The 23,657-nt window shown below is 71.2% G+C and carries 24 protein-coding genes; 5 read left to right on the top strand and 19 right to left on the bottom strand.

Translation table 11 applies throughout. The features are described 5' to 3' along the window. Window positions 1-15: 15 nt before the first annotated feature. The 9 genes from paaD to paaN form a co-directional block, all read right to left on the bottom strand. Window positions 16-522, bottom strand: coding sequence for a 1,2-phenylacetyl-CoA epoxidase subunit PaaD (gene paaD, locus OG194_RS42430; protein ID WP_327406033.1), 507 nt, complete (start codon window positions 520-522; stop codon window positions 16-18). Further along, window positions 516-1,352, bottom strand: coding sequence for a 1,2-phenylacetyl-CoA epoxidase subunit PaaC (paaC, locus tag OG194_RS42425; protein WP_327406032.1), 837 nt, complete (start codon window positions 1,350-1,352; stop codon window positions 516-518). Before paaC ends, paaD begins: the two co-directional genes overlap by 7 nt. 9 nt (window positions 1,353-1,361) lie before the next feature. Continuing rightward, on the bottom strand, window positions 1,362-1,646 hold the full coding sequence (gene paaB / locus OG194_RS42420; RefSeq protein ID WP_033278572.1) for a 1,2-phenylacetyl-CoA epoxidase subunit PaaB: 285 nt from the start codon (window positions 1,644-1,646) through the stop codon (window positions 1,362-1,364). Continuing rightward, window positions 1,643-2,653 (bottom strand): 1,2-phenylacetyl-CoA epoxidase subunit PaaA, encoded by a 1,011-nt coding sequence (gene paaA / locus OG194_RS42415; RefSeq protein WP_327406031.1) that lies wholly within the window; start codon window positions 2,651-2,653, stop codon window positions 1,643-1,645. Before paaA ends, paaB begins: the two co-directional genes overlap by 4 nt. A gap of 103 nt (window positions 2,654-2,756) precedes the next feature. After that, window positions 2,757-3,545: an enoyl-CoA hydratase/isomerase family protein gene (locus OG194_RS42410; RefSeq protein WP_327406030.1), complete on the bottom strand. Its 789-nt coding sequence runs from the start codon at window positions 3,543-3,545 to the stop codon at window positions 2,757-2,759. Then, window positions 3,542-4,408, bottom strand: a complete 867-nt coding sequence (locus OG194_RS42405; protein ID WP_327406029.1) for a 3-hydroxyacyl-CoA dehydrogenase family protein — start codon at window positions 4,406-4,408, stop codon at window positions 3,542-3,544. Before OG194_RS42405 ends, OG194_RS42410 begins: the two co-directional genes overlap by 4 nt. Further along, on the bottom strand, window positions 4,405-5,172 hold the full coding sequence (locus OG194_RS42400) for an enoyl-CoA hydratase/isomerase family protein (RefSeq protein ID WP_327406028.1): 768 nt from the start codon (window positions 5,170-5,172) through the stop codon (window positions 4,405-4,407). Before OG194_RS42400 ends, OG194_RS42405 begins: the two co-directional genes overlap by 4 nt. Continuing rightward, window positions 5,169-6,362, bottom strand: a complete 1,194-nt coding sequence (locus OG194_RS42395; RefSeq protein ID WP_327406027.1) for a thiolase family protein — start codon at window positions 6,360-6,362, stop codon at window positions 5,169-5,171. The genes OG194_RS42400 and OG194_RS42395 overlap by 4 nt, the downstream gene beginning before the upstream one ends. After that, the gene (paaN, locus tag OG194_RS42390) at window positions 6,355-8,067 is read right to left on the bottom strand and encodes a phenylacetic acid degradation protein PaaN (protein WP_327406026.1); all 1,713 of its coding nucleotides are present in this window, start codon (window positions 8,065-8,067) and stop codon (window positions 6,355-6,357) included. Before paaN ends, OG194_RS42395 begins: the two co-directional genes overlap by 8 nt. 94 nt (window positions 8,068-8,161) lie before the next feature. On the opposite strand from paaN, the gene paaI reads away from it, so the two are divergent. The 4 genes from paaI (at window position 8,162) to OG194_RS42370 (ending at window position 11,566) form a co-directional block, all read left to right on the top strand. Continuing rightward, a complete protein-coding gene (gene paaI, locus OG194_RS42385) occupies window positions 8,162-8,593 on the top strand; it encodes a hydroxyphenylacetyl-CoA thioesterase PaaI (RefSeq protein ID WP_327406025.1) in 432 nt (143 codons plus the stop codon). Beyond that, entirely contained in the window at window positions 8,590-9,954 is a 1,365-nt protein-coding gene (paaK, locus tag OG194_RS42380; RefSeq protein ID WP_327406024.1) for a phenylacetate--CoA ligase PaaK, read from the top strand. Before paaI ends, paaK begins: the two co-directional genes overlap by 4 nt. Before the next feature lie 52 nt (window positions 9,955-10,006). After that, on the top strand, window positions 10,007-10,657 hold the full coding sequence (locus OG194_RS42375; protein WP_327406023.1) for a TetR/AcrR family transcriptional regulator: 651 nt from the start codon (window positions 10,007-10,009) through the stop codon (window positions 10,655-10,657). A gap of 120 nt (window positions 10,658-10,777) precedes the next feature. Next, window positions 10,778-11,566 carry an SAM-dependent methyltransferase gene (locus tag OG194_RS42370; protein WP_327406022.1) on the top strand — a complete coding sequence of 263 codons (789 nt, stop codon included), beginning with the start codon at window positions 10,778-10,780 and terminating at the stop codon, window positions 11,564-11,566. Window positions 11,567-11,571: 5 nt separating this feature from the next. Here OG194_RS42370 and OG194_RS42365 read toward each other — a convergent pair whose 3' ends face one another. The 10 genes from OG194_RS42365 to OG194_RS42320 form a co-directional block, all read right to left on the bottom strand. After that, complete coding sequence (locus tag OG194_RS42365; protein WP_327406021.1) at window positions 11,572-12,861, bottom strand: lanthionine synthetase LanC family protein; 1,290 nt, start codon at window positions 12,859-12,861, stop codon at window positions 11,572-11,574. 97 nt (window positions 12,862-12,958) lie between these two features. Next, window positions 12,959-14,650 (bottom strand): protein kinase domain-containing protein, encoded by a 1,692-nt coding sequence (locus OG194_RS42360; protein WP_327406020.1) that lies wholly within the window; start codon window positions 14,648-14,650, stop codon window positions 12,959-12,961. A 204-nt stretch (window positions 14,651-14,854) separates the two neighbouring features. Next, on the bottom strand, window positions 14,855-15,361 hold the full coding sequence (locus OG194_RS42355) for a DUF4440 domain-containing protein (protein ID WP_327406019.1): 507 nt from the start codon (window positions 15,359-15,361) through the stop codon (window positions 14,855-14,857). A 46-nt stretch (window positions 15,362-15,407) separates the two neighbouring features. Continuing rightward, entirely contained in the window at window positions 15,408-15,755 is a 348-nt protein-coding gene (locus OG194_RS42350) for a GNAT family N-acetyltransferase (protein WP_327406018.1), read from the bottom strand. Then, the gene (locus tag OG194_RS42345; RefSeq protein WP_327406017.1) at window positions 15,752-16,915 is read right to left on the bottom strand and encodes a M24 family metallopeptidase; all 1,164 of its coding nucleotides are present in this window, start codon (window positions 16,913-16,915) and stop codon (window positions 15,752-15,754) included. Before OG194_RS42345 ends, OG194_RS42350 begins: the two co-directional genes overlap by 4 nt. A 221-nt stretch (window positions 16,916-17,136) precedes the next feature. After that, complete coding sequence (locus OG194_RS42340; RefSeq protein ID WP_327406016.1) at window positions 17,137-18,114, bottom strand: ABC transporter ATP-binding protein; 978 nt, start codon at window positions 18,112-18,114, stop codon at window positions 17,137-17,139. Continuing rightward, window positions 18,111-18,905: an ABC transporter ATP-binding protein gene (locus OG194_RS42335; RefSeq protein WP_327406015.1), complete on the bottom strand. Its 795-nt coding sequence runs from the start codon at window positions 18,903-18,905 to the stop codon at window positions 18,111-18,113. Before OG194_RS42335 ends, OG194_RS42340 begins: the two co-directional genes overlap by 4 nt. Next, window positions 18,902-19,792: an ABC transporter permease gene (locus OG194_RS42330; protein WP_327406014.1), complete on the bottom strand. Its 891-nt coding sequence runs from the start codon at window positions 19,790-19,792 to the stop codon at window positions 18,902-18,904. The genes OG194_RS42335 and OG194_RS42330 overlap by 4 nt, the downstream gene beginning before the upstream one ends. Then, entirely contained in the window at window positions 19,789-20,982 is a 1,194-nt protein-coding gene (locus OG194_RS42325; RefSeq protein ID WP_327406013.1) for an ABC transporter permease, read from the bottom strand. The genes OG194_RS42330 and OG194_RS42325 overlap by 4 nt, the downstream gene beginning before the upstream one ends. Then, entirely contained in the window at window positions 20,957-22,543 is a 1,587-nt protein-coding gene (locus tag OG194_RS42320; protein WP_327406012.1) for an ABC transporter substrate-binding protein, read from the bottom strand. Before OG194_RS42320 ends, OG194_RS42325 begins: the two co-directional genes overlap by 26 nt. A 171-nt stretch (window positions 22,544-22,714) precedes the next feature. On the opposite strand from OG194_RS42320, the gene OG194_RS42315 reads away from it, so the two are divergent. Beyond that, complete coding sequence (locus tag OG194_RS42315; protein ID WP_327406011.1) at window positions 22,715-23,362, top strand: Lrp/AsnC family transcriptional regulator; 648 nt, start codon at window positions 22,715-22,717, stop codon at window positions 23,360-23,362. Window positions 23,363-23,657: the final 295 nt, after the last annotated feature.

The raw sequence follows: 23,657 nt of genomic DNA, 5'->3' as shown, positions 1-23,657 counted from the left end.
GTTGGGGGCTCGCCATCAGATCTCCTTGACGTACTCGAACGGCTCGCGGCAGGCGCGGCACCGCCACAGGGCTTTGCAGGAGGTCGCGGCGAAGTGCGAGGTCTCCTCCGTGTCCGTCGCCCCGCAGCGGGGGCAGGGCACCGTGCGGCGGGTCGGTGACAGGGTGAGCTTGATCGGGCCGCGGGGGGCGGCGCCCGGTGGGGCGATGCCGTGTTCGGCCAGCTTGCGGCGGCCGACCGGCGTGATCCAGTCGGTGGTCCAGGGCGGGTTGAGAACCGTGCGGATCTCCACGCGCGCGTACCCGGCGTCCCGCAGCCGCGCGGCCACCTCGGCGCGCATCTCGGCCATCGCCGGGCAACCGGAGTAGGTGGGTGTCAGGCTCGCGACGACCGTGCCGTCCTCGGTCACCTCGACCTCGCGCAGTACGCCGAGGTCGGCGAGCGTGAGCATGGGCATCTCGGGGTCGGTCACCTGCGCGGCGACGTTCCGGGCGCGCCGTGCGTCGAGCAGGGTGGTCACCATGTCGCCTCCGGGTGGGCGCGGGCCACGCTCTGGAGTTCGGCCAGCAGCGGGGCCAGGTGGTCGGTGTGGTCGCCGTCGCGGCCGTGGCCGGGGACCTGCGTCGCCTCGGGGAGCACGAGGCCGGCGGCGTCGGTGACCTGGCGGAGTACGGCCAGCAACTCGGTCCTCAACTCGCCGTCCCCCGCGAAGAGTTCGTCCACGTACGGGGCGATGCCGGCGAACGCGTCGCGCATCCGCCGCTGCGACTCCTCCGTGCCGTCGCCCAGCCGGACGACCCACTCGGCGGCGTACTGGCGGTGGTACGCGAGTTCCTTGACGCCCTTGGCGGCGATGGCGGCGAGCACCGGGTCCGATGTCGTGGTGGCGAGCCGCTCGAAGAGGGCCAGCCGCCAGGAGGACAGCACCAGCAGCCTGGTGATGGAGAACGCGAAGTCTCCGTTGGGGAGTTCGGCCAGCCGTACGTTGCGGAAGGCGTCCGCGTCGCGGAAGTAGGCATACGCGTCCTCGTCGCGCCCGGAGCCGTCGACCTGACCGGCACGCGCGTAGAGCAGGCGGGTCTGGCCGAGCAGGTCGAGCCCGATGTTGGCCAGGGCCACCTCCTCCTCCAACTCGGGGGCGGCGGTGCACCATTGGGCCAGCCGCTGGGCACTCACCAGCGCGTCGTCGCCAAGTGCCAGGCAGAACGCGGCCAGTTGAGCGGAGTCCGTCCCCTCCGGCACGGTCTCGTCGACGCCGTGCAGCGGGTCCTCGAAACCGGTGCCGAAGGCCCAGCGGGCGTCGCTGTCGTCGTGCCCCTCGGCCAGGGACAGATAGACGTGGTCGTCACTCATTCCCTGCTCCTAGATGTGGGGGACGTCTTCGGGGATGTCGTAGAACGTCGGGTGGCGGTAGACCTTGTCGGCGCTCGGCGCGAAGAACGGGTCCTTCTCGTCGCGGGTCGAGGCGGCGATGTGCTCCGAGCGCACCACCCAGATGGACACGCCCTCGTTGCGCCGCGTGTACAGGTCGCGGGCGTGGGTGAGCGCCATGGCGTCGTCGGCGGCGTGCAGCGAGCCGACGTGGACGTGGTTCAGGCCGCGCTTGCCCCGGACGAACACCTCGTACAGGGGCCAGTCCTGCGTCATGCGGCCGCTCCTTCGGTTTTCTGCGTACGGACGGATTCCTGTGTACGAGCCGCCTGCTTGGCCGCGTGGGCCGTGGCCGCCTCCCGGACCCAGGCGCCCTCCTCGTGGGCGGCGCGGCGGCGGGAGACCCGCTCGGCGTTGCACGGTCCGTCGCCGCTGATCACGCGCTGCAACTCGGACCAGTCCGGGGTGCCGAAGTCATGGTGACCGCGCTCCTCGTTCCAGCTCAACTCCGGGTCGGGCAGGGTGACTCCGAGCTTCTCCGCCTGCGGCACCGTCATATCGACGAAGCGCTGACGCAGTTCGTCGTTGCTGTGCCGCTTGATCTTCCAGGCCATGGAGCGCGCCGAGTTGGGCGAGTCGTCGTCGGGCGGGCCGAACATCATCAGCGACGGCCACCACCAACGGTCCACGGCGTCCTGGACCATGGCCCGCTGACCGTCCGTGCCGCGCATCATGGTCAACAGCAGCTCATAGCCCTGACGCTGGTGGAAGGACTCCTCCTTGCACACCCGCACCATGGCCCGCGCATACGGCCCGTACGAACAGCGGCACAACGGCACCTGGTTGCAGATGGCCGCGCCGTCCACGAACCAGCCGATCACACCGACGTCGGCGAAGGTCGGCGTCGGGTAGTTGAAGATCGACGAGTACTTCTGCCGGCCCTCGATCAGCGCCTCGGTCAGCTCCGCGCGGTCCGCGCCCAGGGTCTCGGCGGCCGAGTAGAGATACAGTCCGTGTCCGGCCTCGTCCTGCACCTTCGCGAAGAGGATCGCCTTGCGGCGCAGGGAGGGCGCGCGGGTGATCCAGTCGCCCTCCGGCTGCATCCCGATGATCTCGGAGTGCGCGTGCTGCGCGATCTGCCGGATCAGGGTCCTGCGATAGCCGTCGGGCATCCAGTCGCGGGGCTCGATCCGCTGGTCCTTCGCGATCGTGGCATCGAACTGCTCCGAGAGCCGCGCTTCGTCCCAGCCGGCGGCTGACGCCTCCGTGCCTGTGCTGGTCATCGACACACCAACTTCCCTACCGACCATTCGTTCGGTACCTAGTCTGATGGGTTTCCCCCGGCGAGGCAAGACCTGCCGCGTGAATGCCTGGTCACCAGCCCTCTCACCGGCCCTCGAACGACGGCTCCGCCCGCGCCAGAAACGCCTCTACGGCGGCCCGGTGGTCCCGCGTCGCGCCGAGCCGCTCCTGCGCCGCCGCCTCCCGCTCCAGCACGGCGGCGAGACCCGCGCCGGGCGCGTCCCGCAGCAGCGCCTTGACCTCCGCGTACGCGACAGTGGGCCCGGCGGCCAGCCGCGTGGCCAGGGCCAGCCCCTCCGCCGTAGCGCCACCGTCCGGTACGACCCGGTGCACCAGCCCCCACCGCAGCGCGTCCTCCGCGCCGAAACGATCCCCGAGCAGCATCAGCGCGGCGGCCCGCGACGGACCCACCGCCTGCGCCAGCGAGCCGCTCAGCCCGCTGTCGGCGGCCAGCCCGATCCCGGTGAACGCGGCAGCGAACCGTGCCCCCTCCGCCGCGACCCGCACATCCGCGCAGAGCGCCAGCCCGAGCCCGGCCCCGACACACGCGCCCTCGACGGCCACGACCACCGGCTGGGTCAGCGCGTGCAGCGCCTCCACCAGGGGGTTGTACTCGTCCCGCACACAGGCGAAGGCCGACTCGGGCCCGTTCTCCAACGCCCGAGCGTGCTCCTTGAGGTCCTGCCCCACGCAGAAGTGCTTGCCCCGCGCGGTGAGCAGCACGGCACGGACCGCCGTCCCATCGCTGCCCACCTGTCGTACGGCGGCCAGCAACTCACCCCGGAGCGGAGCGTCGAGCGCGGACCGGCGCAGCTCGATGGTGGCGACACCGGCGTCCAGGCGATAGCCGACGCCGTCCGCCGATTCGCTCACTTCCACTCGTAGAACCCCTGTCCCGTCTTGCGTCCCAGCTCACCGCGGGCAACCTTGTCGCGAAGCAGCTGCGGCGGGGCGAAGCGCTCGCCGAGGGTGGAGTGCAGGTACTCGGCGATGGCCAGACGTACGTCGAGACCGACCAGGTCGGTGAGGCGCAGCGGTCCCATGGGGTGTTTGTAGCCGAGGCTCATCGCGTCGTCGATCGCCTCCGGCTCGGCGACGCCCTCCTCGACCATCCGGATCGCCTCCAGACCGAGCGCGAGTCCCAGGCGACTGCTGGCGAAGCCGGGCGAGTCCTTGACGGTGACGTCCTTCTTACCGAGGGCGTGCGTCCAGTCGAGGGCGGCGCTGACGACAGCCGCCTCGGTGTGCGGCGCGACGACGATCTCTACGAGCGCCGATGCAGGCACCGGGTTGAAGAAGTGCATGCCGAGGAAGCGGCCAGGCCGGGTGAGCACAGCGGCGAGTTCGGTGACGGACAGAGAGCTGGTGTTGGTGGCCAGCACGGTCGTCTCGCCCACCGCCCGCTCGGCGGCCGCGAGCACGCCAGCCTTGAGCCCGGCGTCCTCGGGGACGGCCTCGACGACCAGATCGGCGTCGGCGGGCAGCCCTTCCACCGATCCCGCCATGGTGACGCGAGCGAGTACCTGCTCGGCGGGCTCGCTGAGCAGGCCCCGCTCGGCGGCCCTCTTCAGCCCGGTGGCGACCCGGTCCAGCGCGGCGGCCGAGGCGGCCTCGCCGCTCTCCACGACGGTCACGGACGAACCGGCGGCCGCGAAGGACTGCGCGATCCCGGCACCCATCCGGCCGCCGCCGATCACACCGACAACTGCGGGCGCGGAGTGGGATGTTGGGCTCATGCTCGACTACTCCTCTGCTCCAAGCCTCTTTTGTTCAAGAAGCGAGTCATACGGTCCTTCTTGTCCTGCCCCTCGAAGAGCACGGCCTGCGCGAGGTCATCGGCGACCGGGTGGGCGCCGGGCGAGTCGACCACGAGCTTGGTGAGCCTCAGGGCCGTAGCCGACGAACGGGCCATGCGGTCCAGCAGCGCGTGCGCCTCGTCCAGCAACTTCTCCGCCGGTACGACGTCGATCACCAGCCCGGCCGCCAGCGCCGCCGCCGCGTCGAGATTCCGTCCGGCGAGCAGCACCTGCTTGGCGACGGACTCGCCGACCAGTTCGGGCAACCGCCAGCAGGCACCGGCGGCGGCGAGGATGCCGAGTCCGGGCTCGGGGTTGCCGAAGACGGCGTCCGGTCCGGCGATACGGAGGTCGCAGGCGTACGACAGTTCGGCGCCGCCGCCCAGCGCCCAGCCGTCCACCGCGGCGAGGGTCGGCATCGGCAGCCGACGTACGCGCTCGAAGAGCCGGCTGTTGATGCCCTGGAGGGCTTCGTCCCGCCCGCGTGCCAGCAGTTCCGAGATGTCGGCGCCGCCCGCGAAGACCCCGCCGTGTCCGGTGAGCAGGAGCAGCTTGGGGTTCTGCTCCAACTGGTCGCAGACGGCGTGCAGTTCGCGGATCATCTGGCCGCTGATGGCGTTGCGGGATTCGGGGCGGTGCAGGGTGACGACGAGCCGGTCCTCGCGCTCCTCGACGAGCAGCGTCTTGTAGTCGTCGGCGCTCATACCCGCTCCACGAGCATCGCCACGCCCTGCCCGACACCGACGCACAGCGTGGCCAGGCCCCGGCTGCCGTTCTCGCGCTCCAACCTGCCCAGCAGGGTGAGCAGGATGCGGGCGCCCGAGCACCCGAGGGGATGGCCGAGGGCGATCGCTCCGCCGTCGGCGTTGACCTTCTCCTCGTCCAACTTGAGGCGGCGCGTGACCGCGAGAGCTTGGGCGGCGAATGCCTCGTTCAGTTCTACGGCGTCCAGGTCACCGGTCTCCCAACCCGCGCGGTCGAGGGCCTTCTCGGTCGCCGGGACCGGGCCGAGCCCCATGATGTGGGGCTGCACCCCGGCCGAGGCCGACGTGACGATCCGCGCCCGGGGAGTGAGCCCGTGGCGTCGGACAGCAGCCCCGCTCGCGACCACCAGGGCGGCGGCGCCGTCGGACAGGGGTGAGGAGGAACCGGCGGTGACGATGCCACCCTCGCGGAAGATGGTGCGCAGGGAGCCGAGCTTCTCCAGCGTGGTGCCGGGTCGCGGGCCCTCGTCGCGGGTCACCTCCCCGTCCTTCACCGCGACCGGCACGATCTCCCGGTCGAAGCGGCCCGACTCCTGGGCGGCGACGGCCCGTTGATGGCTGCGCAGCGCGAACGCGTCGGACTCGGCGCGGGTGATCCCGTCGAGCGCGGCGACCTCCTCGGCCGTCTCCCCCATCGTCAGGGTCTGCTGGGCGGCGAAGCGCGGGTTGGTGAAGCGCCAGCCGAGCGAGGTGTCGTGCACCTCTCCCGGCTTGGCCCACGGGGTGCCGGGCTTGGCCATCACCCAGGGGGCGCGGGTCATCGACTCCACCCCGCCCGCGACGACGAGGTCCGCCTCTCCGGCGCGGATCGCCTGGGCGGCGGAGGCCACGGCGGTCAGGCCGGAGGCGCAGAGCCGGTTGACGGTGTAACCGGGCACGGTGTGCGGCAACCCGGCCAGCAGGACGGCCATCCGCGCCACGTCACGGTTGTCCTCGCCGGCCTGGTTGGCGGCGCCGAGGATCACCTCGTCCACCTCCTCGGCCGGGATTCCGGCGCGCCGGACCGCCTCGCCGACGACCAGTGCCGCGAGGTCGTCGGGTCGTACGGAGGCCAGGGCGCCGCCGTAGCGGCCCTGCGGGGTGCGGGCCCCGTCGATCAGATAGACCTCGTCGGAGGACAGCTCAGGCATCGGTGGTCTCCTCGGCGGGGGCGGGCCGACGCGACTGCAAGGTCGCGAAGCGGCCGGTGACGAACGCGGGGTCGGACAGGGTGGCGCTGGCGGCCGGGTTGGCGGCGCTGCCGTGGAAGTCGCTGAACGCGGCGGACTGGTTGACGAAGACGCCGCCGGTGAGGTTCTCGGAGAGGTGCACGCCGGCGTCGAGGGCGGCCAACTCGGCTGCGTCCAGGACCACTTCGCTGGTGGAGTGGACAGCCGCGGTCAGCGCGCCGTGCGCCCGCACGGTCTCGCGCAGGATCCGCAGACTGTGCCCGGTGGAGTCGGTGCCGATGACGAACGACACCGGCCCGAACCATTCCCGGGTGTACGTCTCCCGGTCGTCCTCGGCGTCGAGGCGTGCGATCAGTGGCGTACGGACGACGGCCTTCGGGTGCTCGGAGTGTTCGACGGGCGAAGAGGCCCGCACCGTACGACCGACCGTCGCGGCCTGTTCCAAACGGTCCCGCACGCCGTCGTTGACGATCGCGCCGAGGGTGCCGGCGGCGCGGGCGGGGTCGCCGAGCAGTTTGTCGAGGGCCGCGCCGAGGTCGGTGGCGAACTCGTCGGCGCTGCGCGGGCCTTGGTCGGTGGTGATGCCGTCGCGCGGGATCAGGAGGTTCTGCGGGCTGGTGCACATCTGGCCGCTGTAGAGGGCCAGCGAGAAGGCGAGGTTGCCGAGCAGGCCGCGGTAGTCGTCGGTGGAGTCGAGGACGACGGTGTTGAGCCCGGCCTTCTCGGTGTACACGAGGGCCTGGCGGGCGTTGGTCTCCAGCCAGTCGCCGAACTCCGTGGAGCCGGTGAAGTCGATGATCCGGACGTCGGGGTGGAGCGCGAGGACGGCGGCGCTACGGCCCCCGGGCTCCTCGGCGGCGAGGATCACGAGGTTCGGGTCGAAGCCCGCCTCGGCCAGGACCTCGCGGGCGATCCGCACGGTGACCGCGAGGGGCAGGACGGCGCCCGGGTGCGGCTTGACCACGACCGGGTTGCCGGTGACGAGGCTGGCGAACAGGCCCGGGTAGCCGTTCCAGGTCGGGAAGGTGTTGCAGGCGATGAGCAGCGAGACCCCGCGGCCGACCGGGGTGAACTTCTTGTCCAGGACCTGCGGGCCGCCCTTGCGCTGCGGCTTGCTCCAGCGGGCTGCGGCCGGGTGGCGCTTCTGCTCGGCCCAGGCGTACGCGACGGCCTCAAGACCGCGGTCCTGGGCGTGCGGGCCGCCCGCCTGGAACGCCATGACGAAGGCCTGCCCGGTGGTGTGCTGCACGGCGTGCGCGATCTCGAAGCTCGCCGCGTTCAGCCGGGCCAGGATCTCGGCGGCCACACCGGCGCGGGTGTCGGGGCCCGCGTCGCGCCAGGGCCCGGTCGCCGCCAGCGCGGCGGCCACCGCCTCGTCCGGCGCGACGTGGGGGTAGGAGATGCCCAGGTCGAAGCCGTACGGGGAGGTCTCGGCGGCTGAGACGCGCCCGTCGCCGGGATGCCCCGCCAGTTCGAAATGGCCGCCGAGCCGCTCCTCGAAGGCGGCTTCGCCGATCTTGGCCGCGTCCTCGCCGTAGACCGACTTGCTGGGCGACTCCGGGTACGGCGTCCAGTGGTCGCGGGTGGCGGTCGCGGCGACCGCCTGTTCCAGCAGGGCGCGATGGCGGGAGAAGAAGTCGGGCAGCTCGGAGCTGGTCTGGGGCATGCGTTCCACCTCTTGACAGGCAGTGGTGTTGCTGGATTACTTGGCCGTGACGCACGCTAACCGAATGTTCGGTCGGTCCACAAGGTGGTGGAAAATGACGCAGGCCGCTGACACGGCCTCCGGTCCGACGGCGAGGATGTTCGCCGCGGACGAGGCGTCCCGGGCTCTCGGGATGGAGCTCGTCGAGCACGGCGAAGGGACCGCCGTGCTCCGTATGACCGTGACCCCTGCCATGGTCAACGGACACAAGACCGCTCACGGCGGCTATCTGTTCCTGTTCGCGGACTCGGCCTTCGCCTGTGCCTGCAACAGCCACGGCCCGGTGACCGTCGCCGCCGCGGCCGACATCGACTTCGTCGCCCCGGCGTACGAGGGCGACGTCCTGGTGGCGACGGCGACGGAGCGCACCCGGTTCGGCCGCAGTGGCATCTACGACGTGAGCGTGATGCGCGGCGACCAGGTGATCGCGGAGTTCCGCGGCCGCAGCCGCACGATCAACAGCGCGAAGACGAAGGAGTCTCCATGAGCAGCGACCTGACAGCCCCGGCGGCCCCACCGGCTTCGCCGCCCGTGAGTCCGCGCCTCGGGGAACCGCTCCCCGACGGGTTGCTGGACGCCGCCGAGCGCCTGAGCCGCGAGGAGCTGCGCGAGCACCAACTCGGCCTGCTCCAGGCCACGTTGAGGCATGCCTACGACAACGTGGAGCTGTACCGCAGGAAGTTCGACGAGGCAGGCGTCAAACCCGACGACTGCCGCACCCTCGACGACCTGGCCCGGTTCCCCTTCACCACCAAGGCCGACCTGCGGGACACGTACCCCTTCGGCATGTTCGCCGTCCCCATGGACCAGGTCCGCCGTATCCACGCCTCCAGCGGCACCACCGGCCGCCCCACGGTCGTCGGCTACACGGAGAACGATCTCTCCATGTGGGCCGACGTCGTCGCCCGCTCGATCCGCGCGGCCGGCGGCCGCCCCGGCCACAAGATCCATGTGTCGTACGGCTATGGGTTGTTCACCGGTGGTCTGGGCGCGCACTACGGCGCCGAGCGCGCGGGCTGCACCGTGATCCCCGCCTCCGGTGGCATGACCGCCCGCCAGGTGCAGATCATCCAGGACTTCAAGCCCGAGATCATCATGGTCACCCCGTCCTACATGCTCACCCTCCTCGACGAGTTCGAGCGCCAGGGCGTCGACCCGCGCACCAGCTCCCTCAAGGTGGGCATCTTCGGTGCCGAGCCGTGGACGGAGGCGATGCGCCGCGAGATCGAGGAGCGCATGGACATCCACGCGGTCGACATCTACGGCCTGTCGGAGGTGATCGGCCCCGGTGTCGCGCAGGAGTGCGTGGAGACCAAGGACGGCCTGCACGTGTGGGAGGACCACTTCTACCCGGAGGTCGTCGACCCGATCTCCGACGAGGTGCTGCCCGACGGCGACAGCGGCGAGCTGACCTTCACCTCCCTCACCAAGGAGGCGCTGCCGATCATCCGCTACCGCACCCGCGACCTGACCCGGCTCCTCCCCGGCACGGCCCGACCGGCCTTCCGGCGCATCGAGAAGATCACCGGCCGCTGCGACGACATGATCATCCTGCGCGGGGTGAACGTCTTCCCCAGCCAGATCGAGGAGATCCTGCTGCGCACCCCTGGGGTCGCGCCGCACTTCACGATCCAGCTCAGCCGACGCGGCCGTATGGACCACATGACGGTCCGCGCCGAGGCCCGCCCCGGTAGCACTCCCGAGCAGCGGGACGCGGCCGCGGCGGCGATCGGCAAGGGCGTCAAGGACGGCGTGGGCGTGAGCGTGGCGGTGGAGATCGTCGATCCGGAGACCCTGGAGCGCTCGGTGGGCAAGATCCGCCGGGTCAAGGATCTGCGGGACCAGTGACCTCCGAGGCCGTTCCGCCCGGCACGGTCGCCGACCTTGTCACAATGGCCCGGTGACCAGGACACCTGTGCAGAGCCCGGCCGGCCGCCACGGCCGGCCCGCCTACGACCGCGACTCGCTGCTGGAGGTCGCCGTCGTGGTCTTCAACGAACGCGGCTACGACGGCACCGGCATGGAGGAACTGGCCCGACGCCTGGGCCTCAGCAAATCGAGCATCTACCACCATGTGTCCGGCAAGGAGGAACTCCTCGAACTCGCGGTCAACCGCGCGCTGGACGCGCTGTTCGCCGTGCTGGACGAGGAGGCCGGGGACCGGGAGGGGGACAGCGGAGCCCCGGACACGGCCGCGACCGCCACGGCCCGGATGAAGCGCATCATCCACCGCAGCGTCGAGGTACTGGCCGCCGAACTGCCGTACGTCACCTTGCTGTTGCGGCTGCACGGCAACAGCGAGGTGGAGCAGCGGGCGCTGGCCCGGCGCCGTGAATTCGACCACCGGGTGGCCGAGTTGATGACCCGGGCGGCGGCCGAGGGCGGCATACGGGCGGACATCGACCCGCACCTCGCCAGCCGGCTGCTGTTCGGCACCGTCAACTCCCTCGTGGAGTGGTACCGCCCCGACCGCGACCTGACCGTGGAGACGCTGGCCGACGCCCTGACGACCATCCTCTTCGACGGCCTGTACGGACGTACTGCGGGTTGACGGGCACGAAGGCCCCAACTCCCCTCCCCCACAAGCCACATGAAGCACCCCGGGTACGATGATCGGGAGCTTGCCCCGCCCCTCCCGCCCACCCTTCTCACCTGCCGCGATGGAGTTGCCATGACGACCGACCCCAAGCCGTCACCGCAGATCGACACCGGCAAGGCACATCCCGCGCGGGTCTACGACTGGCTGCTGGGCGGCAAGGACAACTACCCGGTCGACGAGGCCGTAGGAGAGAAGCTTCCGCCGGAGGCGAAGGACGCGGCGCGGCAGAACCGTGAGTTCATGCACCGCGCGGCGACCTGGCTCGCCGGGCAGGGCATCGACCAGTTCCTGGACATCGGCACGGGTATCCCGACCGCGCCCAACCTGCACCAGATCGTCCAGCGGACCGTGCCGACGGCGAAGGTCGTCTACACCGACTACGACCCGATCGTCCTGCGTCACGCCGAGGCGCTGCTGATCAGCCACGCCGACGGGGTCACCGACTACATCCAGGCCGATGTGCGCGAGCCGGAGCTCATCGTCGAACACGCCCGCCACGTCCTGGACTTCACCCGCCCGATCGCCCTCTCGCTGATCGCGCTGATGCACTTCATCCCGGACGAGCAGGACGCCCACGGCATCGTCCGCAACCTCGTCGCGACCCTGCCGTCCGGCAGCTACCTGGTCCTGTCCCACGCAGCGTCCGACCTGTACCCGGAACTCGCCGCCCAGGTCACCGCGGAGTACGCCAAGGGCGGCATCAAGCTCGGCTTCCGCACCCGCCCGGAGGTGGCCCGCTTCTTCGACGACCTCGAACTGGTGCCGCCCGGCCTGGTGACGGCGACGGAGTGGAACCCACCGGCGTCGGAGAAGGCTCCGGAAGGCAGCGGGATCTACGCGGCGGTGGCGCGGGTCCGCTAGGTCCGCTAGGTCGTGTCCCGGGCGTGCACCGGAGGCTGGTCCGGCCACGCGAACGCGTAGCGCGGATCGCCTCCTCGGCCGAGCCGTACGAAGCGCAGGAGTTCGCGGACGATGCCGGCGTTGCCCATCGCCCAGCCCGTGAACGGTTCGAGGTCGCTCGGGGTGGCCCGGTGTTCGACGTTCGACCAGCGGGCGCCGTCAGCGTCCCGGGTCGCGCGGGCGGCCAGGTCCGCGACGAGCACGTGGGCGAAGTCGTACGGGTCCCGCTGCTCCAGCGGGTCCTTCTGTTCGGCGATCCGGTCGCAGGCCAGGGCGAGGACGCCCGCGGTGCCGCAGCAGCGGCCGTTGTTGTCCCAGAAGCGCGGGCGCAGCCGCTGGGGCAGGCCGGAGTGGGTGACCGTGTGCCAGCAGCGGTCGGCGAGAGCGGACCAGGCGGGGTCGGCCGTGATGTCCCGCAGGAGCCGGAAGGCCTGGGCGTCACCGGCCGGGCCGTGGCACCAGCCGTACGTGACGGGCTCGATCACGTCGGGGCGGAACTGCGGGGTGGAGTGCCGGACCAGGAAGCCTTCCGGTCCCGCCTCGTCGCGGGACACGACGTCCGCGGCACCGGCCAGCGCGAGTTCGACCAGGTCCTGGCGGCCGGTGGCTTCGCCGACCCGGGCGAGTCCCACGACCATGCCGAGTGTGCCGTGCGAGATGTGGTGCAGGCGGGACTCGATGCCCGGGCGGTGGGGCCAGTGGACGCCCGCCGAAGTCCGCTCCGCCGTCCGCAGGTACGGCTCCACGGCGAGGACGGCCAGTTCGGGGTCGCCGGTCAGGAGTGCGCCGAGGCCGATCCCCGCGTTGCCGCCCATCAGCTCGAACAGCTCGCCCCAGCGGGTCCCGTCGAAGCGTGACCGCACGAGGTGCAGCGCGCGGTCGGCGGCGGCACCGGCGGCCGCGTCCCCGAGTTCCTCGTGCAGGGTCCGCAGGACGAGGGCCATTCCGGTGCGGCCGAAATAGAGGGAGTCGCCCTCGACGTCGTCGACGGAGTCCGCGAGACCGATCCCCGCGCGCAGGGCCGCGTCGGCGTAGGAGTCGTCGCCGAAGTGCCGCCACGCTTCCAGGAGCACGGGGACGTTCCCGGCCGTACCGCTGTAGAGGGACGGGTTCGGCTCGTCGTCCGAGGGTTTTCTCGACCAGGCGAGGCCTCCTCCGGAGGTCTCTCGCGCCGCGTCGATCAGCCAGCGCAGCCCGTCCACCGCGAGTTCCTCGACCTCGTCGACCGCCACGACCGTGGCTTCTGGTGCCGTCATGCGCCCACTCTCGCATGATCTTCCGAACCGGCCCAGAGGGCGCCGACTCGGCTGATCCGTCGGCCGAGTTCGCTCCGTCGGCCTCGCGCCCCCGCCCTCAACTCGCGGTATTGGTCTGCCAGACGACCGCGGCGTCCGTCGCGATGACCATGTTGCCGTCCTCCAGGACCTTGAGCACGGCCCCGGTGGCACCTTGCGTTTTGCTGCTCCACAGCGCCTGGTGCTCAGCGTCGTAGACCACGAGGTTGCCATCCGCCTGGAACGTGGCCGTGTTCCCCGCGCCCTGGGTCTGGCTCGCCCAGTGCGCCGTTCCGGACGCGTCGTAGAGCACAAGGTTGCCGTCCGTCTGCATGATCAGTTTCGAGCGTACGGTCTGGATGAACTTCCCGACCTCGAACGTGAAGGGGGACTTCACCACCACGGCGTCGGGCAGCTTGCTCTCACCTGTGCCGGAAGCAGAGGCGGAAGGAGACGCCGTCGCTCCGCTCGCGGACGGGGAGGCCGACACATGGGCGGCACGGCCTGCGCTGGCGGACGGTGTGACATGGGCTGACGACGAGTCCTTGCTCTTGCTGTCGCCCTTGTCGTCAAGGGTGTTGAACAGGAGCAGCCCGGAGCCGGCGACGACGACCAGCGTGGCCGCGCCGATGGCGGTCCAGAGCGTGCGACGCCCGGGTTCACCTCGGGTGCCTCCGCCGTCCGGGGGCGGAGTCGGGCCGGTTCCCACCGGATAGGGGCCGTAGATATCCGCCACGTGCGGCTGCGTGGGGGTGTCCAGGCCCGGGTTCGGCGCGAGGAGAGTGGCCGCGTGGGCTTCCCGCGCGCCGCTGTCCATGGCGACCGCTGTCTGCGGGGCTACGGCCGTCATCGCCTCCGAGGCGATGGGCGACCCACCGCTCCCGTTGTCGGCGACGGTCGCGACACGTTCCCGATCCGTCAACGAGCCCACGGCGAGCGCCCGTTGGTAGGCCGGATGGTGGACGAGGTCGGCCTCGGCCCGGCAGAGTTCGACGATCTGATGCGGGGTGGGACGCAGGGCGGGATCGCTCTGCGCGCAGGCGGCGATCAGCTCGGCGACGCCCGGGTCCACGCCCCGGAGGTCGATCTCGCCGTGCACCGAGCGGTAGGACACGGCCGCGAACGGCCCGTCCCCGTAAGGCGGTCGGCCCGTGACGGCGAACGCCAGCGTGGCCCCGAGGGCGAACACGTCCGCGCCGGGACCGGTCTCGCCGCCCGTGATCGTCTCCGGCGCGATGAACCCGGGGCTGCCCATCGCCCCGCCGACCTGGGTGAGGTTGGACGTGCCGGTGGTCCTGGCGATGCCGAAGTCGATCAGCTGAGGGCCGGTCGCGGAGAGGATGACGTTGTGCGGCTTGAGGTCCCGATGCCACACACCGCGCACGTGGATGGCGTCCAGCCCCTCGGCCAGGGAGGCCAGCATGACCCGGGCCAGATCGGCGGGGAGCGGCCCGTTGGCGACGACCGCGGCGTGCAGCGTGGGCCCCGGCACGTACTCGGTGGCCAGCCAGTACGGCGGTGTGTCCAGCTCCGCGTCGATGAGCGACGCCGTGTACGCGCTGCGGACGGTGCCCAGGGTCTCCACCTCGCGGCGGAACCGGCTGAGGGCGTGTTCGTCATGGCGCAGGTGGTCGTTGATCACCTTGACGGCGGTGGGACGGCCGCCCGGCGAACGCGCGAGGTACACCCTCCCCATCCCGCCCTCGCCGAGTCTGCCGACCAGACGGTAACGACCTATGTGCGACGGGTCGGAGCCATCGAGCGAAAGCACGGGACATGTCCTCCTTGGGTGGAACCGACAGTCACCAGATCCACCGTGAGGTCAACTCGGCTGGGCTCCAACCCTGTTGCCCAGCCGGGGTGCGTGGGTGCGGGGGTGCGACACCAGTCCTCGGACGACGCCCGGACCGGACCCCGACATAGTAGAGGGAACAGACCCCCGTGCCTCACCCGTCCCACTATTCCCAACTCGACGTCAGTGACCCAGAGTTGCCGTTGTCGCACTGTCGGGATCCGCCCTCTCCCCCGGGACGCTCTGGATGTCCTCGTGCAGATGCACGACGAGCCAGCGGCCGTCGGGACGCGCGCGTCGCAGGACCGCGGTGTTGCGGGCCAACTCCGACGGGGCCGCACGGAAGTCGACCCGCAGCCAGTAGCGGGCCACGGCCAAGTCCCCGAAGACGTCGACGACTTGGTCGTACGCCGTGAGGCCGGTCTCGGCGGGACCGCCGTCCGGCGTGGGTCGGGCGTCCCGGACGCGGTTCAACTCCGTTCTGCCACTGATGAGTCCGGGGGTCGCCGAGTCCCAGATGGTGGCCTTCGGGTCGAGGAAGGCGTCGATACGGTCACGGTCGCCCGCGGTGTAGCCCGCGTACATACCCGTGATCACCGTCCACACATCGGCCAGGTCGGCGGGCGCGCCACCCGGGCGGGCACCGCGGTCGGCGGCGGGACGGGCGGAAGGGGGCGGTGGAGCGGGCATGGCGGATCCTTGGGTGAGTGTCTGGTGGGAAGGGGTGCGGTCCGGGTCAGGGGCGGTCGTGCGCCCACGTTGGCAGGGTGAGCGACCGTCCCTTGCCGATCGCGGCGATCGGCGGTTCGTCGACGAGGTGGCAGCCGGCGGCTCGGGCCACCGCGGCGCGGGCGGCGGCCTCGTCGAACGGGGAGGCCGGCGGGGTCCAGTGCGCGATCTCGGGGTCGTCGAACAGCTCCGTCATGGCGGGGAGGTCGTTCCTGGTCCACTCGCGGAGGATCAAGTCCTCGCCGGTCAGGCGTAGTTGCGCGGGTGCGGCGGCGAGGTTCCTGCCGTGGATCGTCGCGTCGCTTCCTGTTCCCCCTGCGTGACGCTCCCGCCCCTCCTGTTCGTTCCGGTTCACGGGAGGACGACCAGGTCCCGGGGGGTGCGGTTGAGGCGCTCGCCGCCCTCCTCCGTACAGATCACGATGTCCTCGATCCGGGCTCCGTACCGGCCGGGCAGATAGATGCCGGGTTCGACGGAGAAGGCCATGCCCGGGGCGAGCGGGAGCGGGTTGCCGGTCACGATGTAGGGCTCCTCGTGGCTCTCCAGGCCGATGCCGTGTCCGGTGCGGTGGATGAAGTGCGGTCCGTATCCGGCGTCGGTGATGATGTCCCGTCCTACGGCGTCGAGTTGACCGGCCGTGATGCCCGGGCGTACGGCATCGGTCTGGGCGCGTTGGGCGCCGAGCAGTACGTCGTGGAGCCGGCGGAACTCCGCGGGCGGCTCGCCCACCGCGTACACCCGGGTGGAGTCGGAGCAGTAACCGTCCAGGGTCGTGCCGCCGACGTCGACCACCACCGGGTCGCCGGGGCGGATCGTCCGGTCGGAGAGTTCGTGGTGCGGGCTGGCGCTGTTCGGGCCGGAGCCGACGATGACGAAGTCGACGCGGATGTGTCCCTCGGCGATGATCGCGTCCGCGATGTCCCGGCCGACCTCGCGTTCGGTACGACCCGCCCGCAGCCACTCCCCCATGCGTGCGTGCACCCGGTCGATGGCCGCACCGGCCCGGCGCAGGGCGGCCGCCTCCTGCGGGGTCTTGCGCATCCGCAGCCCGTTCAGCACACCCCCCGCCAACTCCTGGCTGGTGCCCGGCAGTTGGGTGCGGAAGGCGATGGTCTTCTCCGCCCACATGCGGTTGTCGACGCCGACGCGGGCGGTACGGGCAGGCAGCCGGGCCGCGACGAGGGCGTAGGGGTCGTCGGTCTCACCCCAACCGGTGATCTCGATGCCCAGGTCACCGGCCGGGGATGCCTTGGCGGCGAGTTCCTCCAGGGCCGGCACGAGGAGGAAGGGGTCACTGTCGGCGGGCAGCACCAGGCAGGTCAGCCGTTCCAAGGGCTTGGCGTCGTATCCGGTCAGGTAACGCAGGTCCGCGCCGGGAGAGATCAGCAGGGCGTCCAGACCGGCTCGGGCCGTGGCTTGCCGGACGCGGCGGAGGCGGTCGGCCGGGTACAGGTCCGCGGGCGGCTCGGTGGGATCGTGGGGGTGGTCGTCGTCGGGCGGTGGGGTGGCGGGCATGGGTTCTCCGTGGGGTTCGGCGTGAGGTTCCGTTCGGCGTTCTATGCGTGGGTTTCCGCGTGTGCGGGAGTGCGGGGCGCCGCTGACGCGGGGGCTCTGCGCACACTGGTGACAGGCAGGGCGCGCGGTGGTCACGTCCCGGTAGGTCGACCGTCAACGGGCGCCTCCGTGATCAAACGCTTCCGGCGTTGCCGGGGTGGATCAGGACACCCCACCCCCACTCACGCCGCGTACAACCGACACGCGACACCCCCCGCGATCAACTCCGGCTCCTCCCGGTCGCACCCGTCGAAGGCCAGCGGGCAACGCGGATGGAAGCGGCAGCCGCTCGGCGGGTCGGCGGGGTCGGGTACGTCGCCGGGGAGTTCGGCGGGCAGTACTCCCGCCCCGTCCGGCTTCGGTACGGCGGCCAACAGCGCCCGGGTGTAAGGGTGTCGCGGGTCCGCCCACACCTCGGCGGTGGGACCGGTCTCCACGATCCGCCCGAGGTACATCACGGCGATCCGGTCCGCGATGAGCCGTACGACGGACAGGTCGTGGCTGATGAACAGCAACCCCGCGCCCGACTCGACGGCCAACGACCGCATCAGTGTGGCCACTTGGAGCTGAGCGGAAGCGTCCAGCGCGGAGATCGGTTCGTCGCCGACGAGCAGGCGGGGTCGGGCGGCGAGGGCGCGGGCGATGGCGATGCGCTGGCGTTGGCCGCCGGAGAACTCCTGGGGGTAGCGATCGGCGGCGCTCGCCGGCAGGCCGACCCGGGTCAACAGGTCCTCCGGGGTGGTGAGTTCGGCCGCCGACTCACCCCGCCCGGCCGCCGTACGGATGCCGTCGGCGATCTGTGAGCCCACCCGGCGCCGGGGGTTGAGGGAGCCGTACGGGTCCTGGAAGACCATCTGGACGCCGGTCAGGGCCTGTTCGCGGCGGCGCACCCGCAACGGGCGTACCGGCGTGCCGTCGTAGGTGATCCGGCCTTCCGCCGGTGCGGTGAGGCCGCAGACCGCGCGGGCCAGCGTCGACTTGCCGCAGCCCGACTCCCCTACCAGGCCCACGACTTCACCGGCCCGCACCTGGAGGCTGACCCCGGCGACGGCCCGGGTAGGGGGTGCGCCCGGCCGGTGGTACTGGACCACGAGGTCGTCGACCGAGAGGAGAGGGGCCGTCGAGCGGGGGGTCGTAAGGGGTGGCGGGCTGGTCGTCATACGGTGCTCCTTCCGGGGAGGGCGTCCAAGAGCGTGCGGGTGTAGTCGTGTCGCGGGTCGGTGAGGACCCGGCCGCGCGGACCCGTCTCGACGACCAGGCCGTGGCGCATCACGCTCACCTCGTCGGCGATCGCGGACATCACGCCCAGGTCGTGGGTGACCAGCAGGACGGCGAGCCCGAGGTCGTCGCAGAGACCGCGCAGCAGCCGCAACACACCTGCCTGCACGGTCACATCGAGCGCGGTGGTCGGCTCGTCGGCGATCAGGACCTTCGGTTCGCAGGCCAGCGCGATGGCGATCGCGATGCGCTGGCGCATGCCGCCGGAGAACTGGTGCGGGTAACGACCCAGCGCCTCACGGGGGTTGGGGATGCGGACCTGTGTCAGCAGTTCGGCGGCCCGCTCCTTCGCCGCCTTCCGGTTCAGCTTCAGGTGGTGGCGCAGGTGGTCGGTGAGCTGGTGGCCGATGCTGAGCATGGGGTGCAGGCTGGTGGACGGGTCCTGGAACACCATGCTCACCGACTGCCCGCGCAGCGCGGCCAGTTGGCGGGCCGGCAGGGTCAGCAGGTCGGTGCCCTGGAACTCGATCCGCCCGCCGGTGCGGGCGCCCGGCGGCAGCAGGCCGAGCACGGCCAACCCGGTCATGGTCTTGCCCGAACCGCTCTCCCCCGCGAGCCCGTGGATACGGCCGGGTTGGAGCGCGAGGTCGACACCGCCGAGGATGCGGGCGCCGCCCAGGTCGAGGGTCAGACCACTGATCTTCAGTACGTCGACCGTGTCGCCGTCGGTCATGCCACACGCTCCTTCTCCGCGCCGATCGTGCGGGCGGTACCCGGGTCGAGGGCGTCCCGCAGTGTGTCGCCGAGGAAGTTGAAGGCGAGGACGACCGTGAGGATCGCCAGGCCGGGGAAGACCCCGATCCACCACTTGTCGAACTGCTGGGTCCCGTCCGCCACCATCGCGCCCCACTCCGCGGTCGGCGGTTTCGCGCCGAGCCCGAGGAAGGACAGCCCGGACAGCAGCAGCGTCGCGGTGCCGATGTCCAGGGTGGCCAGGACGAGGAGCGGGCCGAGCACGTTGGGCAGGATGTCGACGCGCAGCGAACGCCAGGCCGAGAAGCCCAACAGTCGTCCGCTGAGCACGAATTCACGGTTCCGCAGGCCCATGACCAGGCCCCGGGTGACGCGTGCGTACGACGGCCAGGAGACGACCAGGACGGCCAGTACCGCGTTCTCCAGGCTGGCGCCGAGCGCGGCGGCGACCACCATCGCCAGGATGACGGTGGGGAAGGCGAACACCAGGTCCGCGATCCGCATCACGGTCTCGTCGACCCAGCGCCCGAAGAACCCGGCGCAGGCCCCGAGCACTCCGCCGACCAGCAGCGACATGGCCACCAGCAGGAGCGCGAGCGGGATGGAGACCCGGGCGCCGTACAGCACGCGGCTCAGGACGTCCCGGCCCAGCTCGTCCGTGCCGAACCAGTGTCCGGCGCCGGGGGCGGCCAGCCGGGGCAGGTTCTGCGCGAGCGGGTCGTGCGGGGCGAGCAGCGGGGCGGCGAGGACGATGACCAGCCAGAACAGCGCGACCAGACCGCCCGTCACCGCGAGCGGTCTGCGCCAGGCGGGCGGCAGCCGTCGTAGCAGACCGCGTTTCACCGCACCCTCATGACTGCGTTTCACTGGACCCTCACCCTCGGGTCGATCACGCCGTAGAGGACGTCCACGGCGAGGTTGACGGTCAGGTACACCAGGCCGACGACCAGGCCTACGCCCATCACGGCGGGGAGGTCGAGGGTGGTCGCACTGCGGTAGGCGTAGGCGCCGAGGCCCGGCCAGGCGAAGATCGACTCGACCAGGACGGTACCGGAGAGCAGGGCGCCGAAGGCCAGTCCGGCGACCGTGATGACGGGGACGAGGGCCGCGCGGAGGATGTACTGGAAGAGGACCGTGCGGGCGGGGAGTCCCTTGGCGCGGGCCGCTCGGACGTAGTCCTGGTTGAGTACTTCGAGGACGGCCGAGCGGGTGAAGCGGGTGAGCAGGCCGACCGTGTAGGCCGTCAACACCAGTGCGGGGAGGGCGAGATGGCCCACCGCGCTCCAGAACACCGGCCACTGGCCCGCGAGTGCCGCGTCGATCGTGTAGAGGCCGGTGACGTGTGGCGGGGCTGTCATGCCGGGGTCGAGGCGGCCGCTGCCCGGGGCCCAGCCGAGGCGGTAGAAGAAGACGTAGAAGGCGAGCAGTGCCAGCCAGAAGGTCGGTACCGAGACGCCCAACAGGCTGACCACGCGCAGGAGTTGGTCGGTGAGGCGGTCCCGGCGCAGTGCCGCGACGACGCCGAACGCCACGCCCACGATCAGGGAGATCACGATCGCGGCGCCGGCGAGTTCGAGGGTGGCGGGGACGGCCGTCGACAGGTCGGTGAGGACGGACTGGTGGCTCTGCTGGGACTCGCCGAGGTCGCCGTGGAGGAGGTTGCCGAGGTAGGTGACGTACTGGACCGGCAGTGGCTTGTCGAGGCCGTAGTGGTGGCGGAACTGGGCGACGATCGCCGGGTCGCCGATCGCCCGCTGGCCGAGGTTCGCGGCGGCCGGGTCGCCCGGGACCAGGTTGGTGAGGACGAACGTCACCAGGGTGACGCCGAGGGCGAGCAGCGCGGCGGTGGCGGTACGGCGGAGGAGGAAACGGGCGAGGGGGTGGCGGGCGAGGAGACGGCGGGGGCGGAGGGCCGTCGGGCGGCCCGCGCGAAGGCGGTCGCCGCCGCCCGAGCCGCCGCCGATGGGGAGGCGGTCGCCCGAGCCCACGCCGTCGGCGTCCTTGGCGCCCGCCTCCTCGCCCCCTGTCCCCTTACTTCGCGCCCAGCGCGGCGACATCGATCGTCCACACGGGGTTGTAGGCCACGCCGGTCACGGACGCGGCGGAGACGGTGTTCCGGCTGGGCTGCATCAGGGGGATGAAGGGGCCGGAGGCGTTCATGCGGGTCTGGATCTGCTCGTACAGGGTCTTGCGGGTGTCGTCGCCGATCGTCGTCGCGGCCTTGTCGCCGAGTGCGGTGAGGGTGGGGTCGGCGCCGGCCTTCCAGCCCGCGCGGAGGCCGACGAGGTCGCCGGGGAGGAAGGTCAGGTAGTCGCTGGGGTCCGGGTAGTCCGGTCCCCAGTACCAGAGGCCCAACTGCTCTTTTCCGTTGCGGTAGTTGTCGAGTTCGGTGGTGGTCGGCGCGGGGGCGAGCGTGACGGTGATGCCGACCTCCTTCAGCTGGGCCTGCACCCGTTCGGCGAGGGTCTGGAGGGACAGGCCGTCGACGGTCAGGTCGCTGGCGTAGCCGAGGGTCACGGACGGCTTGGCGATACCGCTCGCCTTGAGCGCGGCCTTCGCTCCGGCAAGGTCGCGGCCCGCGGCCTCGGAGGCGGGCAGCGCGCCGAGGAAGGTCGACGGGATGATCCCGGCGGGCTGGACGGAACCGGTGCCGGCGAGCGAGAGCAGGCTCTTGTAGTCGATGCCCTTGCGCACCGCCTCCGCGAACTTCGCGTTGGCCGTCGTGCTGCTGACCTTGGTGTTCCGGTTGAGCAGCAGGAAGATCACGTCCGAGGACGCGCCGCTGTCCACCTTGAGTCCGCCGCCGAGCCCGCTGACCTGGTCTGAGGTGAGGTCGAGGGCGATCTGGCTGTCGCCGCGCTGGACGTTCAGCTTCTGGGTGGGGGCCTGGACGTTGCGGATGACGATCTTGTCGTAGGTCGGCTTGTCGGAGCCGGTGTACTTCGGGTTCTTGGTCAGGACGACCTGGGTGTTCGTGTTGAACGAGGTGAGGGTGTACGGCCCGGAGCCCGCCGACGTGGTGTTGAGGTACTTCTCCGCCGCGTCCGTCGCGGTCGCCGAACCGCCGTGCGCCTGGACCGTCTTCGCGCTGAGGATGCCGAGCGCGGGGTTGGGGAGGATGAAGGGCAGCGCCGGGTTCGCCTTCTTCGAGGTCAGGGTGACCGTGGAGGCGTCGGTCTTGGTGACCGTGACGCCGTCGAGCAGGAACGACGGGTTGCCCTTGAGCGCGATCACCCGGTTCAGTGAGAAGACGACGTCGTCGGCGGTGACCGCGCTGCCGTCGGCGAACTTCGCGCCCGCGCGCAGGTGCAGGGTGAGCGTCCTGCCGTCCTTGGACTGCTCGTACGAGGAGGCGAGGCCCGGTACCGGCTTGGTGACGTCGGAGCCCTTGAAGGACAGCAGCGTCTCGTACAGCGCCTTGTCCACGATCTGCCCGGTCGGCTCGAACTCACGGCCCGGGTCGGCGGTCTTCAGGTTGAACGACGTGTCGACGACCAGGGTCTTGCCGGCCGAGGAACCGGAGGCGCTCGTACCGCCGGAGCAGGCGCTCAGGGCGAGCGCCGCGACCGCGACGAGAGGGAGTGCCACCGGGTACGACCCGGCACTGAATCTGGGCATGCGTGCCTCCGTGGGCAAGACAGAGCAGGGCGGAGCGGAAGAAGGCCGTGCGGGTGCGGGCGGATGCCGGGAGGGGACCTGGACGATTCGCCGTTAGGGTTGGCTGAAACTAACCAGGACTCTCGGCGGACGGGACCAGCGCGAGACGTAATGCAACGGAGAGGCGCGAACATGGAAGATCTGTCGACCCCGGAGACCCCGGGCGAGCGCCGCTCTGGACGGATCGGCATCGGTCTTGCCCTGGATTCGGTGCATTTCAAGATCCTCGACGTGCTGCGCACCCAGGGCCGTATCTCCGTCGCCGCCCTCGCGGAACGCGTCGGTGTCTCCCGCGCGAACGCCTACACCCGCCTCGAAGCGCTCCGTGCGGACGGCGTGATCAACGGCTTCAGCGCCCGCGTCGACCACAACCGGGTCGGTCTTGAGATCTGCGCCCTGATCTTCGTCACGGTCCGCCAGGAGCTGTGGAAACAGTTCCGCACGGCGCTCGCCCAGATGCCGGAGGTGGAGTACTGCGCCGTCACCACCGGCGAGCACGACGCCATGATCCAGATCCGGGTGGCCGACGTCACCGCCGTCCACCGCCTGGTCACCGACCGCCTCTCCACCATCCCGGCGGTCCGCGCGACCGAGACCGTGATCATCCTCGACGAGGTGCTCCGCCGCCCGTACGTCCTCCCGACCACGTCCCGCTCCACCGAATCGGCTACCGGCAATCCCCAAGACGCCACCGGAACAAGCCAGTTCGGGATGACCCGCTTCATCCGGGCCGCGGAGGGGCGGGCCGATTTGCAGCGCACTTCCGAGCCGGAGGACTGACTGACGGGGGCGCGCGCTGTTTTCCGTCGGGGATGCGGGTGGCGCGGCGCTTTCCGGGCGGGACAGGTGCCCTGCGGCGCTGTGTGAGTGGGCGGGCGGGGGCGATCTCCGGACTCCGAAGCCCGCCCCGCGCCACCAGCCACCGCGCAGCACGACCTGTCACCGATGCCGGCGTTCCTGCCCGGCTGGGGCTCAGCCCAGCCGGGCAGGAACAAGGTCATCGACGCCGTCGTGGCCTCCGTGAAGGAGAACATCGCCACTGGTCTGGCCGCGAAGGGCACCGACCCGCACTTCG

This window comes from Streptomyces sp. NBC_01288, from assembly GCF_035982055.1.
Classification (GTDB): Bacteria; Actinomycetota; Actinomycetes; order Streptomycetales; family Streptomycetaceae; genus Streptomyces.
Note: the sequence above shows the minus strand (reverse complement) of the source record. Positions and strands in the feature narration are given on the sequence as shown.